This is a genomic window from Agreia sp. Leaf283 (assembly GCF_001422485.1).
Lineage (GTDB): Bacteria > Actinomycetota > Actinomycetes > Actinomycetales > Microbacteriaceae > Agreia.
The window spans coordinates 397,907-411,708 of record NZ_LMNF01000004.1 but is presented as its reverse complement, the minus strand read 5'-3'; the positions used below and the strand labels follow the sequence as shown (position 1 = coordinate 411,708).

Sequence of the window (13,802 nt, the reverse complement as noted above, 5' to 3'; positions counted from 1 at the left end):
TCCCGCGCTGCGCGGCGGCAGAACCGGCGCGCGGGGCGAGAACACCCGCGTTCGAGCGAGCGGCGCTACTTCGCCAGGAAGTCGATGACGACCCGGTTCCACTCGTCGGCGTGACTCACGTTCACTCCGTGGGGGCCGCCCGCGACCACGTGCAGCTCGGAGTTCGCGAGCGCGGCGTGCGTGCGCTCGCCCGACCCCTCGAACGGAACCGTTGCGTCGCCGTCGCCGTGGATGACCAGCGCGGGCACCGTGACGTTCGGCAGGTCGTCGCGGAAGTCGGTGCTCGCGAACGACGCCATCGCCTCGAGCGCGGCGACCTTCGACGACTGCAGCGCGAGCGCCAGGGCCTCCTGGCGCTGCTCCTCGGTCACGACCAGTTTCTCGTCGACCGAGAAGAACTGCGTCGTGAAGTCCTCGTAGAACGACTCCTGGTTCGCGGTGAGGCCTGCCGTCATCTTCGCGGCGAGCGCGGCGGTGAGGGGTCCATCCGGGTTGCCGGGTGTCTGCAGCAGGTACGGCGGCACGGCCGACGCGAAGACGACGCTGTGGATGCGCTCCGCCCCGAACTTCGTGAAGCAGCGCGCAGCCTCGCCGCCGCCCATCGAGAAGCCCACGAGAGTGACGTCGCTCAGGTCGAGTGCTTCGAGCACCGCCTGCAGGTCGTCGGTGAGGGTGTTGTAGTCGTAGCCGGTGAGCGGCTTGTCGCTGCGTCCGAAGCCTCGTCGGTCGTAGGTGACGACGCGGTAGCCCGCGGCCTGGAGCGCGCCGACCTGGTACTTCCACGATTCGCCGCTGAGCGGCCAGCCGTGGATGAGCACGACGGGTCGGCCCGATCCGCCGGTGTCGTCGACGTGCAGCTTCGTGTCGTTCAGGAGTCCGTGGTGAGCAGTGATCTCTGTCATGGTGGTGCCTTTCCGCGCCCATCGTCGGGCGTCTCGGAGGGTGATTCGGACGCCCTCTGTCATCGGATGGGAGGCGGCGACCCGGTTGCGCACCGCGGGCCGGCCCGCTACTCTCGCCCGGTGGAATCAGGCTTCGATATCGTGCGCATCGCCGAGGACGACTGGCCGCGCATGCGCGAACTCCGGCTCGAGATGCTCGCCGACACCCCCTTGGCATTTCTCGAGACCCTGGAGAACGCGCGGCGTGAGCCCGAACAGGAGTGGCGCTTCCGGGCGGCGCGCACCACGCGCGAAGGCAGCCTCGGCCTGGCCGCCGTCGACCCGTCGACAGGCGCCTGGCTCGGAACCATGGGCGCCTACCTCGACGGCAAGGGCGATGCGATGCTGGTCAGCGTCTACGTGACTCCCGCCTGGCGAGGTCCGGCGAAGGGCCTCACGGATGCGCTGCTCGACGGCGTGGAGGCATGGGTGCGCGCCGCGGTCCCCGAGGGCAGGCTGCTGCTGCACGTGCACGAGCAGAATCCGCGCGCGCAGGCCTTCTACGCCCGACGCGGATACGTGACCACGGGCAGGACGATCCCCTACCCCCTCGACCGCACGCAGAACGAGCTGGAGATGGCGCTCCCGCTCGGCTGACCGGCCGCGAGCGCGCCGTTTTCGGGCGAGCGCGCCGTCTCTACGCGCGCGTTCGCCCGGACGAGGCGCGCTCGGGCGTCCTCTCTCGACCGCCTTCCCTAGGCGGGAGGCGTTTCGCCGGCCATGTCGACGCTCTGCGTGGCGTCGTTCCACGTGTAGCTCGCGGTTGCGCGACCGCTGGCCTCCGCGTTCGACTCGTTGCCCTGCACGAAGGGGTAGGTCACGCTGATCGCGCCGGGTGCAGTGCGTTCCACGCGGGGCGTGAAGCCGTACTCCTCCGAGGTCGTCGTTCCGAGATACGAACCATCGTGGAAGAGCAATACCGCGGTCGGTGAGCTGACGGTCGCCATCTCGAGCGAGACGACGGCCCAGGAGAGCTCCGCACACGGATCGAAACCGGTCGTGTCGACATTCGATTCGTCCCACTTGGCACTCTCGAGTCCCTCGGGGGCGGGCAAGGTCCTGACCGCGGCCAGAACGACGGCGTTGGAGTCGATCGTGTCGCACGCGGGCTCGGTGGCAGTCGGTGTGGGCGCGCCGGTCGCCGAAGCGCTGCCCTGGCTTTCGCCCGGCGACGAACTGCCGGCGCTGGAGGGCGTGGGGGACGATCCCTCGGCTGCGCATCCGACAAACGAGGTCGCGAGAGCAAGACTCAACGCGACTGTGGAAGCGATTTTGAGCGTTCTCATATGACAAAGCTACTCACGATGAAACGTCAGGTCTCGTCACGATCGGAATCACTAGCCGGCGAGGGCGGCTTCCTGCAGCGCCTTCTCCGCGTGGTGGCAGGCCACCACTCGCGACTCGCCCACCGGGCGCAGGCCCAGATCCGCTGCGGCGGTCGCAGACGTCGCCGCGACCTCGCGGAGCGGGGGCTGCGTGGTGCGGCACTCATCGGTCGCCAGCCAGCAGCGCGGGTTGAACCGGCAGCCCGTGGGCGGGTTCACCGGCGACGGCGGCTCGCCAGACAGGATGCGACGGCGCGCGAGCTTGCCGCGATCGGCACGGCTGTGCGACGGCGTGGCCGAGAGCAGCGCCTGGGTGTACGGGTGCGCGGGCGAGCCGTAGACCGTATCCGTGTCGCCCTGCTCCGCTATGCGGCCGAGGTACATGACGGCGACGTTGTCGGCGATGTGCCGCACTACCGAGAGGTCGTGCGCGATGAACATGATGGCCACGCCGAGTCGGCGCTGCAGCTCGCCCAGCAGGTTGATGACCTGGGCCTGCACCGAGACGTCGAGCGCCGAGACCGCCTCGTCGCACACGAGCACGTCGGGGTCGAGCGCCAGCGCCCGGGCGATGCCGATGCGCTGGCGCTGCCCTCCCGAGAACTGGTGCGGATAGCGCGACATCATGTCGGGCGCGAGGCCCACGAGGCCGAGCAGTTCGGCGACCCGTTCGCGGCGCGCGGCGGGAGAAGCCGACCGTGTCGCCGCCATGGGCTCCGCGATGATGTCGCCCACCGACATCCGGGGGTCGAGCGACGTGTAGGGGTCTTGGAAGATCATCTGCACGCCGGTGCGCAGCAGGCGCCGGTCGCTGCGCCTCGCGCGGGTCACGTCGGTGCCGTGGTAGGTGAGCGTGCCGCCGTCGGGGCGCTCGAGGCCGACGAGCATGCGGGCCAGCGTCGACTTTCCACAGCCCGATTCGCCCACGATGCCGAGGGTCTCGCCCGCGTGCAGCTGCAGGCTCACGCCGTCGACGGCCGAGACCTTCGTGGGGTTGAGCCGCGATCCGCTCGTGAACGTGCGGCGCAGGTCACGCGCCTCGAGCACGAGCTTGCGCTCGGTGATGGGCGTGGAGAAGAGCGGGTCGAGAACGGGCTCAACTGACGAGGGCATGAAGCAGTTCCTCTGATCGGTGGCAGGCGGATGCGCGGCCCTCGGCGACGTCGACGAGCGGCGGGCGCACGGTGCGGCAGATGTCGATCGCCATGTGGCAGCGCGGGTTGAACGAGCAGCCCGGCGGGGTCTGCGCGGGCGACGGTGGCGAGCCGGGAATGGTCATGAGGTCGCGACCCCGGATTCCCGCCTCGGGCACCGACCGCAGCAACGCCTCGGTGTAGGGGTGAGCGGGGTGGTCGAGCACGGTGTCGGCGTCGCCCCGCTCGACGATGCGCCCGGCGTACATCACGGCGAGCCGGTCGGCCACCTCCATCACGACGCCGAGGTCGTGGGTGATGAGCAGGATGCCCATGCCGAGCTGGTCGCGCAGCGAGCCGAGCAGGTCGAGGATCTGGGCCTGCACGGTCACGTCGAGCGCGGTGGTCGGCTCGTCGGCGATCAGCATCTCGGGTTCGAGGGCGATCGCCATGGCGATGAGGATGCGCTGGCGCATTCCCCCCGAGAACTGGTGCGGGTAGTCGTCGACCCTCTTCGAGGGAGCCGGGATTCCGACGAGGCCGAGCAGCTCGACCGCGCTCGCCCTGGCCTGCTTGCGCGTCGAGCCGCGGTGCACCCGGAACAGCTCGCCGATCTGGTTGCCGATCGTCATCACGGGGTTCAGCGCCGACAGGGCGTCCTGCAGCACGAGGCTCATGCGCTCGCCGCGCATCATGCGGCGCTCGTTCTCGCCGAGGGCCTGGATGTCGACGCCCGACACCCGCAGTTCGGCCGCGTCGACGCGGGTGAATTCGTCGGTGAGTCCCATGATGGCCCGCGCGGTCACGGATTTGCCGGAGCCCGACTCTCCGAGCAGGGCGACGAACTCGCCCTTCGCCACGTCGAGGTCGATGCCCCGCACCGCCCGCACCTCGCGGCCGCCGCCCGTGAAGGTGACGGACAGGTCGCGCACGCGCAGGGCCGCAACCTCACCGACTGCTGTCGTTTCTCGTATGTCCACGAACCCATCCTCACCCGCCATCGTTACCGGAATGTTTCAAGCGTAATAAATCTATGCCGAATCCGCTCACTTGGATTGACATCCAAGCCGGATATCGCCCATATTGGCATTCGGGACGCCTTGTTGTCGCACCATGACCTCGAAATCATGACAAAAGCGCGCGATCCCGAACAGAACCACGACGTGAAGGAGATCGCGAGTGCTTGATCCCGCAGAGGGCTACACCGGTTACACCGCCTACGACTACCTGGAGGCCGGCAAGGATTACCACACCTTCGAGTATGCCGAGCAGATCGGCCGCGTTCCGGCCTATGCCGGACTCGACCTGAGTGACGCCGAGAAGGAACGCACCACCACGCTGCTGCGCGAGGAGACCGTCATCTCGCTGCACGACCACGTGCAGGTCTTCCCCAAGAACATGGACGAGGTGAAGGACAGCATCCGGTACGGCCGCGAACCCACGGGCTACGCAGGCCTCGCGCGCTCGGGCCTCACCGCCGTGTTCGACAATGGTATGGACGGCACCTGCTGCATCTCGAGCGAAGCCGGATGGAAATACCAGGATGTGCTCTTCGACCTCGGAGTGCGCATGGCGGACCTCGCCCACCAGGACTACGTCATCAAGGGCGAGACGCTGAAAGACATCCAGTACGCGAAGGAGAACGGCAAGATCGCGCACGTGTTCGCCCTCGAGGCGTCGACGATGATCGAGAACGAGGTCGACCGCCTCGACGTTCTCTACGGGTTCGGCGTGCGCCAGATGGGCATCGCCTACTCCGAGGCAAACATGCTCGGATCGGGCCTCAAGGAGCGCGGCGACGGAGGCCTTACCTACTTCGGCGAGCGCGCCGTGGCCCGCATGAACAAGCTCGGCATCGCCATCGACATCTCCCACTCGGGCGACCGCACCTGCGTCGACACGATCAAGGCATCCACCAAGCCCGTCTTCATCACGCACGCCGGAGCGCGCGGCCTGTGGCCGACGAACCGCATGAAGACCGACGAGACCATCATCGAGTGCGCCAAGCGCGGAGGTGTCATCGGCATCGAGGCCGCACCGCACACGACGCTCTCGCCGAACCACCCCCTGCACTCGCTCGACTCGGTCATGGACCACTTCCAGTACTGCGTCGACCTGGTCGGGCTCGAGCACGTGAGCTTCGGCCCCGACACGCTGTTCGGCGACCACGTCGGACTGCACGATGCCTTCGCCGGCAACCTGTCGCTCGGACAGGCGCACGGCGGTGTCACCTTCGACAAGGTCCCCTATGTGGACGGCGTCGAGAACCCCGCCGAGGAGTTCTACAACATCATCGGCTGGCTTGTGAAGCACAACTACTCCGACGACGAAATCCGCGCCGTCGTAGGAGGAAACACCTTGCGGGTCCTAGAGGAGGTTTGGGTTTGATGCACAATCACAGCACGCGCAGAGGCACCATGCGCACAGGGCGACGAAGGGGCAGGGTGCTCACGCTCGTGACGGCCGCCGCGGCCATCACGTTCGTCTTGAGCGCCTGCGCACCGTCGGCGCCCGAGGCGTCGACGGGTCCGGTCGAGGCCGGCAACGACACGCTCACCATCGCGACGACCACCGACGTCGTGAACTACAACCCGCTCATCGGAAACAGCCGAAGCGACTACTGGGTCACGAACCTCATGTACCCGCACCTGCTGTCGATCGCCGACGACGGAAAGAAGGAGCCGCAGCTCGCCACCGAGTGGGGCTACGTCGACGAGCTGACCGGTTTCTACGAGATCCGCGACGACATGACGTGGAGCGACGGCGAGCCCGTCACCGCCGAAGACGTGGCGTGGACCATGAACGCCGTGAAGAAGGACGCGCCCTCGGGCACCTTCTACGGCCAGCTGGCCAACTTCGTCTCGGCAGAGGCGGTCTCGGACACCCGTGTCGAGATCACCCTGGCCACGCCCGACACCTCGATCGTCGAGGAGATCGGCTTCTGGGGCAACGTGGTTCCGCAGCACGTGTTCGAGAAGGCCGAGTCGGTGGCGACGTTCGCCAACGACGGAAGCGACGGCGGCTGGGTGTCGGCAGGCCCGTACCTGCTGACCGACGTGCAGGTCGGTCAGAGCTACTCGATGGATCGCGTCGACGAGTACCCGCTCGTCGAGGGCGGCACACCGGTGGCGGCGAAGGTCGTCTACCGCGTCTTCCCCGACGTGAACACCGAGATCCTCGCCCTGCAGTCGGGCGAGGTCGACGTGATCGCGAACGCCCTGCCGCCGGCCCAGGTCGAGCAGCTGAAGGCCACCGACGGGATCACCGTGGAAGAGGTCGTGGGGCTCGGATACGCCCACATGACCTACAACATGACGAACCCCGACCTCGCGAAGACCGAGGTGCGCCAGGCACTCGCCCACGCCGTCGACTACGACGCCATCCGCACCGTCGTTCTGCAGGGCCAGGCCGTCTCGACGGGCTCCAGCCCGCTGATGCCGGTTCTGAGCGACTACTACGACAAGTCGATCAAGGAATACGACTTCGACGTCGACAAGTCGCGTGAGCTCATGGAGTCGGCCGGTTACACGGCAGACGCCTCGGGCAACTTCCCCGTCTCGTTCCGGCTCATCTACTCGCTGCAGGACAGCGTGACGAGCCAGTGGGCGCAGCTGGTGAAGGACTCGGCGGCAGAGGCCGGCATCACGATCGAGCTTCAGGGCACGGAGCGCAACACCTACCTCGCCCAGACGAACGACGGCGACTACGACATCTACGCGGGCAACTTCGCGATCATGGATGACCCGGTCACCAACTTCACGCTCTCCTACCTCCCCGGTGGGGCGATCAACTACACACTGGTCGACGATCCCGAGCTGAACGAGCTCATCGCGAAGGCGGCCGTCACGGCCGACTCCGACGAGAAGATCTCGATCATGCGGGATGCCGCGAAGATCGTGCACGATGAGGTCTACGACAACATCATGTACACGCAGAACCTTTACTTCGCGCACAGTTCAGAGTGGGAGGGCTTCGTGACGAAGCCCAGCGAGCTCCTGTCGATCGTCAACCCGATCTCAGTGGCCAGCGCTCACAAGACCGCGGCTCAGTAGCCGCACGAAAGGGCCGTCCGCGTGTCTCGTCTGTTCTTCGTTCTTCCCCGCCTCGGCCGGGGGGTGTTCACGATCTGGTTCGCCGTGACCGTGACCTTCCTGCTGCTGCGTCTCCTGCCCGGAGACCCGGCCCTGGCGGTGGCGAGTCCGAACATGACAGAGGAGGCGCGGGCGGCCCTTCTCACCCAGTACGGGCTCGACCAGCCCCTCATCGTTCAGTACGGCCTCTATATGTGGCAGATGCTGCAGGGAAACTTCGGCGTCTCGTTCACCCAGTCGGTTCCGGTGATGGACGTGCTGCTGCAGCGCCTGCCCTGGACCCTGCTGCTCACCTTCACCGCCCTGGTGATCACCGTGCTCGTCGGCATCCCGCTCGGCGTGCTGGCGGCATCCAAACGGGGCAAGGTGCTCGACAAGATCATCCAGGTGATCGGGGTCACCGGCCAGTCGATCTTCGTTCCCTCGATCGGCGTGCTGCTGCTCTTCGTCTTCGGCCTCTCGCTCAAGTGGCTGCCGATCGGCGGCGCCTACGACACCGATGCGTACGGCATGGACTGGTACGCCAGCGTCGCACGCCACCTGGTTCTGCCCGCCGTGTCGCTCATGCTCATCCAGCTCGGCTCCTACGTTCTCACCATGCGCTCGACCCTCATCGAGGCGCTCGGGGAGGACTATGTGACGCTTGCCAAGGCCAACGGCCTGCCGTACCGGCGCATCCTGTGGAAGCACGCGCTGCGCAATGCGCTGCTGCCCACCACCACACTCATCGGCCTGCAGCTCGGCTTCCTCGTCGGAGGCGCGGTGCTCACCGAGACCGTGTTCGCCTACCCCGGCATCGGCCGCGGCATCTACGAGGCGGTCACCCAGCTCGACTTCCCGGTGCTGCAGGGCGCCTTCCTCCTCCTGGCCATCACCGTCGTCGTCGCCAACATGCTCACCGACATCGTCTACGGATTCCTCGACCCCCGGGTGAAGACATCATGACCTCTCTCGATCCAGTGAACGCCACCCCCACCGGCCTGCCCGTCTCCTCCGAGGCGCTCTCTGCCGAGCCCGTGGCCGAGTCCGGTCGGGCCGGCGCCGCCACCTGGCGGGTGTTCCGCCGCGATCCGCTCGGCGTGATCTCGCTCGGCCTGCTTCTGCTCCTCGTCGTGGTGGCGCTCGCCGCTCCCCTGCTGGCCAGCTACCCGGCCAGCTACGGCAGCGACGTGCTGAAGCCGCCGAGCCTGCAGTACCTCTTCGGCACCGACTCCCTCGGCCGCGACGTTCTGGGCGAGGTGATCTGGGGAACGCAGCAGAGCCTGCTCGTGGCGGTCGCCGCATCGATCATCGCCATCGCGATCGGCACGCTGGTCGCCGTGATCGGCGCCTATTTCAAGCGGCTGGATGTCTTCATCAGCGTGATCGTGGACCTCACGTTGTCGCTGCCCGTGCTTCCCCTCATGATCCTCATCGCCGCCCTCATCGGGCCGAGCACCACCACGATCATCGGCGTCGTCGCCGCGTTCTCGTGGCCCGAGGTCACCCGCCTCGTGCGCTCGCAGGCGCTCACCGTGGTCAACCTGCCCTACGTCGATGCGGCCAGGCTCATGACGACCTCGCCCGTCTGGATCATCGGCCGGCACATCATTCCCGCCGTCACTCCCGTGATCGTCGTCTCCGTGGTAGTCACCGCGTCGCGCGCCGTGCTCTCGGCCGCGGGCCTCGCGTTCCTCGGTCTCGGCGACCCGACCACGTGGTCGTGGGGCCGCATCCTGTACGAGGCGCAGCAGTCGGGCGCCATGTCGAGCGCGTGGTGGCTGACGCTGTTCCCGTCGATCGCGATCCTGCTGCTCGTGCTCTCGGCGACGCTGCTGTCGATCGCGTACAACGACGCGCGCAACCCGCGCAACCGAGCCCGCTAGGAGCATCCGGATCATGACACCGACCGACACCGCAGCCACCGACACCGCCACCGACACGCGCTTCTCGCAGCGCCTCGAGCCCGCTTTCTTCTACCGCGTGCAGCAGCGCGTGCGCGACGCCCTGGTCGCCGACGGATTCGACGCGCTCGTCACCGACGACCCGGAGGACGTGGCCTACCTCACCGGCTTCTTCCACCACCCGTGCGAGCGCCCCGTCGCCGTGTGGCTCGGAGCCGACGGGCGGGCGGTGCTCATGACCCCCGAGCTCGAGCGCGAGAACGCCGAGCGCCAGCACGCCCGCGCCGAGATCGTGTCGTACGCCGAGTTCCCGGGCATCCGGCCGCCGTTCGCGTCGCTCGCGTCGGCCGTCGGTGCGGGCCGGATGCGCGTAGCGTTCACGACCCACATGACGAACGAGCGGCTCACGGCCGTCATCACCGAGCTGCCCGACGCGTCGTTCACTCCGTCGACGATCGTCACCCGCGCCCGCTACCTCAAGTTCGACGAGGAGATAGCGCTGCATCGCGAGGCGGCCCGCGTGACCGACCTGATGCTCGAGGCCGGGGTCGCCCACCTGCGCGAGGCCATCGCATCCGGCGGCCGGCTGCCCAGCGAGGCCGAGCTCACCTCGGTCGTCACGGGGGCCGGCGTGAGCACCATGTACTCCGAGCACGACGACGTCGTGGTCGTGTCTCCACTCGCCGGCGGACTGATCTACGCCGGCGCGAACTCCGCATTTCCCCACGGCCTGCCCTCCGGCTACCGCCTGCAGCCGGGCGACACGTTCATGCTGTCGCTCGGATGCGCCGTGGGCGGCCGCTTCGTGGAGGGCGAGCGCACCTTCGTGCTCGGCACCCCGAGCGACGAGCAGCGGCGCTATCACGAGGCGGTGCGCCTGGCGCAGGAGATCGGCGGCGGAGCCATCCGGCCCGGCGCGGAATGCCGCGAGGCCAACGCGACCTGCCTCGCCGTGATCGAGGATGCCGGTCTCGGACAGTACCTGCGGCACCGGCAGGGACACGGCATCGGCCTGGGCATGCACGAGCCGCCGTGGCTCGAGTCGGGCGACGACACCCTGCTGGAGGTGGGGATGGTCGTGTCGAACGAGCCCGGCATCTACATTCCGGGGCACGCCGGCTATCGCATCAGCGACAGCATGCTCGTGACCGCGTCGGGCTCCGAGCCGCTCACGGCGTACCCGCGGGGCCTCGACGACTGCACCATCGACCTCTGACCCATCCGGCCCGCACGAACCAGACGAACGAACCACCCACCACCCGCACCACTGCAAGGAGCACCATGACCGAGAACGCCGTCTCCCCCGAATTCGCCGCAGCCACGACCACCGCCCAGCGCGTGGTCATCAACGGCAACGAGCTGGCCGTCGAGGTGCTCGGCCCCGAGGGCGCACCCGTGATCATCACGCACCACGGCGCTCCGGGCCTGGGCTCGCGGGCCGAACCGCGAGCGAGCTTCGGCCGCCTCGCCGACGAGTACCGCGTTGTGGTCTTCGACGCCCGCGGCTCGGGCGAGAGCGAGGGATCGGGCACGTTCAGCCACGAGCAGTGGGCGGCCGACATCGACGGACTGCGCGCCTGGATGGGCGTCGAGACCATCATCATGGCGGGCGGCTCGTACGGCGGCTTCATGTCGATGGAGTACGCCATCCGCTACCCCGAGCGGGTCACCGCGATGGTGCTGCGCGACACCTCGCCCGACAACGGCAACGCGCACCTGGCCCGCGAGAACGCCCTCGCCAGCGACCGCGTGAAAGTGGACATGGAGAAGTTCGACCGCATCGACGTCGGGCAGGTCAGAGACAACGACGACCTTCGCGACTGCTGGCGCGAGATCCTGCCCCTCTACGACTTCAGCTACGACCCGTCGAGCGTGGAGCGCAAGGTGCAGGCCACCCCCTATCGCTACGAGGCGCACAACTACGCGTTCTCGGTGAACCTGCCCGCGTACGACCTCAAGCCGCAGCTTCCCAGCGTCACGGTTCCCACTTTGATTACAGTGGGGCGACACGACTGGATCACGCCGGTATCGTGTAGCCAGACCATCGCCGACCTGATCCCGAACTCAGAGCTGGTGGTGTTCGAGAAGTCCGGGCATTCCCCCCAGATCGAAGAGGTCGAACTATGGACGAGCACCGTTCGGGAGTTTCTCACCCGCACACGGCTTCCCCGCGAGGAGAGTCCGGTCGAGCGGTGACGCTCACGGTGCTCGACACCCTCGACGAGCTCGATCGTCGCATCGTCGTCGCCATGCAGAACGACGGTCGGGCCAGCTGGCGGGCGATAGCGGATGCCGTGGGCTCGTCGACGGCGACGGTCGCGAGGCGGGGTCAGAACCTCATCCAGTCGGGAACCATCAAGGTGGGCGTGATGCCCGCCCTCGGCTCGACGGGCGAGGTGGACTCGTTCCTCATCCGCATCACGTGTGAGCCGGGAACCTCGCTCGTCGTGGCGGCGGAGCTCGTCGAGCACGCGGACGTGCGCTTCGTGACCGTGGTCACGGGAGGCTACGACATCATCGCCGAGCTCGTGGTCAAGGGCGGAGCCATCCACTACCCCCAGCTGATCGAGGAGCTGCAGTCGATCGAGGGCGTGGAGCGCTGGCGCAGCGACCTCATCATGCACGTCTACAAGGTGTCGTTCGACTGGGGCCGCCAGCTGTTCGCCGAGACCCTGGCCCTGCCCGACGCGGCACGCGGAAGCGACGAGACGCGCAGGCTCACCGAGTTCGCCGAGCCCGAGGTGTGCAGCCCCGCGCACTTCGACGCCGCCGACTGGAAGATCCTCGACTCGCTGCGAGACGACGGCCGCGAGACGTTCCAGGCGATCGCCGACAAGCTCGGCATGAACGAGTCCAGCGTGCGGCGGCGCTTCGAGCGCCTGCGCAGCTCGAAGTGCATCGACATCCTCACCCTCGTGCCCGCCCCCGCGCTCGGAATGGGCGCCGAGACGCTGCTCACCGTGAAGGTCGCTCCGTCGCGCATGGATGCCGTGGCTCGCGAGCTCGCGCAGCAGCCGGCCGTTCGCTACCTGGCCGCCACGCTCGACGAGAACTCGCTGTTCTGCGAGGTCATCATGCCCTCGGCCGAGAGGCTCTACGAGTTCATCAACCAGACGCTCTCGCGGCTCGAGGGCGTCGAGGGCTGGACCGCCTCGATGGAGCTGCTGTTCCTCAAGCGCGGCTTCATCGAGACGCCGTGGTGGCGCACGCAGGTGAACTACCCGGCGAGCTGACCTCGCTGCGGCGGCAGTAGTGCCTCAGAGCAGGCGCTCCCAGTGTCGCGAACGGCGGCGGATGTCGTGGAGTGCGACCGGGCGCTCGACGACGAAGGCGAGCAGGTCGCCGGGCCGGATGTCGATGGGCAGCACCGCGTGCAGCTCGCCCGCGCGCGGCGAGGGTCTGACGCCGAAGACGCGCGGCGCATCCGACGAATGCCGACCGAGGAGCCGCACGGAGCCGGCGACAGGCTCGCATCCGTCAAGCTCGGCGTCGAGCCAGATGTCGGCGCCCACGCCGTCGGCCGCGGGAACGACCAGCTCTACGGCGGCGACGATCACCGCGCAGAACCGGCGAGGATCGCCCTCGCCCCGGTCATCGATCTCGATGACGCGGGTGCACGGTGTTCCGACAGAGCGCGCCATGTCGACCATCGACTCCCCCACCACGAGAACGTCGTCGGCCACCGCCTTGGCCGCCACCGGCCAGAACCGTCGGTCGAGGGGGTGCCGCCGGGCGCGGGCGTAGTGCGTGAGCGTGTGCATCAGGCTCATGACGCGCGCTCCGATCGCAGCTGGCGGCGGCACACCGCGCCTCGGCACGGAATGGCGATGAGGTCGCCCACGGCGATGTCCTCGGGCAGGGTCAGGGGTGTTCCGTCGCCCAGTATGAACGGCGCGGAGTGCCGCGTCGACGCACGGCCGATGAGACGTGCCTCCGCTGTGTGGGCCTGAACCCGCGAGATGTCGGCATCCAGAACCAGCGCGCCCGAGCGGGGTATCTCGACGACCCGCGTGACGATCACCGACGACTGCTCGATGTCTGACGGGCGGCCGTGGGTGCCCGGAACGACGGCCGCGGCGATGTGCACGCACGGGGTGTCGCAGAGGTCGACGAGGCGCAGGAGCGAGACTCCCGAGACGATGACGTCGGTGGTGGTGGGGTGCGTCCACTCGGGCCAACGGTCGATGACGAACGGGTCGGGGATGCTCGAGCGGAGCGACGGGAGAAGAGAAGTGAGGGTCACAGATGCAGGTCTACGCCGATGGGTCGGGCGGTGGTGACGTCCTCACGAGATCCTTACGGGCGTGGTCGTGATCCTGACGTTGTCATAGCGATCCGGCCGGGTGTAGCGTCTTTGCATCTGAGGTAAAAACGCCCACCCGCTCCTGCGGCCGGCGCAGACACGCGGTCTCGAGTGAGTCGCCACTTC

Annotated in this window: 14 protein-coding genes; 8 read left to right on the top strand and 6 right to left on the bottom strand. The window is 68.0% G+C overall.

The genetic code is table 11. The features are described from left to right. Positions 1-65: 65 nt before the first annotated feature. A complete protein-coding gene (locus ASF51_RS18180) occupies positions 66-902 on the bottom strand; it encodes an alpha/beta fold hydrolase (RefSeq protein WP_055933349.1) in 837 nt (278 codons plus the stop codon). Between the two features lie 120 nt (positions 903-1,022). Between ASF51_RS18180 and ASF51_RS18175 the strand changes: the two genes are divergently transcribed. After that, entirely contained in the window at positions 1,023-1,538 is a 516-nt protein-coding gene (locus ASF51_RS18175) for an N-acetyltransferase (RefSeq protein WP_235497316.1), read from the top strand. 98 nt (positions 1,539-1,636) lie between these two features. Here the strand turns inward: ASF51_RS18175 and ASF51_RS18170 are convergent, their stop codons facing one another. From ASF51_RS18170 to ASF51_RS18160, 3 genes are read right to left on the bottom strand one after another with little or no spacing between them, the layout of a single operon-like run. After that, positions 1,637-2,227, bottom strand: coding sequence for an LppP/LprE family lipoprotein (locus ASF51_RS18170; protein ID WP_055933345.1), 591 nt, complete (start codon positions 2,225-2,227; stop codon positions 1,637-1,639). A 51-nt stretch (positions 2,228-2,278) separates the two neighbouring features. Further along, positions 2,279-3,379, bottom strand: a complete 1,101-nt coding sequence (locus ASF51_RS18165; RefSeq protein ID WP_082480589.1) for an ABC transporter ATP-binding protein — start codon at positions 3,377-3,379, stop codon at positions 2,279-2,281. Further along, positions 3,363-4,379, bottom strand: a complete 1,017-nt coding sequence (locus ASF51_RS18160; protein WP_235497315.1) for an ABC transporter ATP-binding protein — start codon at positions 4,377-4,379, stop codon at positions 3,363-3,365. Before ASF51_RS18160 ends, ASF51_RS18165 begins: the two co-directional genes overlap by 17 nt. A gap of 199 nt (positions 4,380-4,578) precedes the next feature. On the opposite strand from ASF51_RS18160, the gene ASF51_RS18155 reads away from it, so the two are divergent. The 7 genes from ASF51_RS18155 to ASF51_RS18125 all read left to right on the top strand — a co-directional run bounded on the left by ASF51_RS18155 (position 4,579) and on the right by ASF51_RS18125 (position 12,606). Beyond that, positions 4,579-5,787 carry a dipeptidase gene (locus ASF51_RS18155; protein ID WP_055933342.1) on the top strand — a complete coding sequence of 403 codons (1,209 nt, stop codon included), beginning with the start codon at positions 4,579-4,581 and terminating at the stop codon, positions 5,785-5,787. A gap of 56 nt (positions 5,788-5,843) precedes the next feature. Further along, on the top strand, positions 5,844-7,451 hold the full coding sequence (locus tag ASF51_RS18150) for an ABC transporter substrate-binding protein (RefSeq protein ID WP_055933339.1): 1,608 nt from the start codon (positions 5,844-5,846) through the stop codon (positions 7,449-7,451). Positions 7,452-7,472: 21 nt separating this feature from the next. After that, on the top strand, positions 7,473-8,435 hold the full coding sequence (locus ASF51_RS18145) for an ABC transporter permease (protein ID WP_055933336.1): 963 nt from the start codon (positions 7,473-7,475) through the stop codon (positions 8,433-8,435). Beyond that, positions 8,432-9,355, top strand: coding sequence for an ABC transporter permease (locus ASF51_RS18140; protein ID WP_055933334.1), 924 nt, complete (start codon positions 8,432-8,434; stop codon positions 9,353-9,355). Before ASF51_RS18145 ends, ASF51_RS18140 begins: the two co-directional genes overlap by 4 nt. Before the next feature lie 13 nt (positions 9,356-9,368). Beyond that, entirely contained in the window at positions 9,369-10,589 is a 1,221-nt protein-coding gene (locus ASF51_RS18135) for a Xaa-Pro peptidase family protein (protein WP_082480583.1), read from the top strand. Between the two features lie 65 nt (positions 10,590-10,654). Beyond that, positions 10,655-11,569, top strand: a complete 915-nt coding sequence (locus ASF51_RS18130; RefSeq protein ID WP_055933331.1) for an alpha/beta fold hydrolase — start codon at positions 10,655-10,657, stop codon at positions 11,567-11,569. Beyond that, on the top strand, positions 11,566-12,606 hold the full coding sequence (locus ASF51_RS18125; protein ID WP_235497314.1) for an Lrp/AsnC family transcriptional regulator: 1,041 nt from the start codon (positions 11,566-11,568) through the stop codon (positions 12,604-12,606). The genes ASF51_RS18130 and ASF51_RS18125 overlap by 4 nt, the downstream gene beginning before the upstream one ends. A gap of 24 nt (positions 12,607-12,630) precedes the next feature. Here the strand turns inward: ASF51_RS18125 and ASF51_RS18120 are convergent, their stop codons facing one another. Then, a complete protein-coding gene (locus ASF51_RS18120; RefSeq protein ID WP_055933328.1) occupies positions 12,631-13,143 on the bottom strand; it encodes a hypothetical protein in 513 nt (170 codons plus the stop codon). After that, positions 13,140-13,616, bottom strand: a complete 477-nt coding sequence (locus ASF51_RS18115) for a hypothetical protein (protein ID WP_055933325.1) — start codon at positions 13,614-13,616, stop codon at positions 13,140-13,142. The genes ASF51_RS18120 and ASF51_RS18115 overlap by 4 nt, the downstream gene beginning before the upstream one ends. Positions 13,617-13,802 lie beyond the last annotated feature (186 nt).

Coding starts and splice junctions, on each gene's coding strand:
- ASF51_RS18180 (WP_055933349.1), bottom strand. CDS start 902: ATGACAGAGATCACTGCTCACCACGGACTCCTGAACGACACGAAGCTG.
- ASF51_RS18120 (WP_055933328.1), bottom strand. CDS start 13,143: ATGAGCCTGATGCACACGCTCACGCACTACGCCCGCGCCCGGCGGCAC.
- ASF51_RS18165 (WP_082480589.1), bottom strand. CDS start 3,379: ATGCCCTCGTCAGTTGAGCCCGTTCTCGACCCGCTCTTCTCCACGCCC.
- ASF51_RS18130 (WP_055933331.1), top strand. CDS start 10,655: ATGACCGAGAACGCCGTCTCCCCCGAATTCGCCGCAGCCACGACCACC.
- ASF51_RS18170 (WP_055933345.1), bottom strand. CDS start 2,227: ATGAGAACGCTCAAAATCGCTTCCACAGTCGCGTTGAGTCTTGCTCTC.
- ASF51_RS18140 (WP_055933334.1), top strand. CDS start 8,432: ATGACCTCTCTCGATCCAGTGAACGCCACCCCCACCGGCCTGCCCGTC.
- ASF51_RS18135 (WP_082480583.1), top strand. CDS start 9,369: ATGACACCGACCGACACCGCAGCCACCGACACCGCCACCGACACGCGC.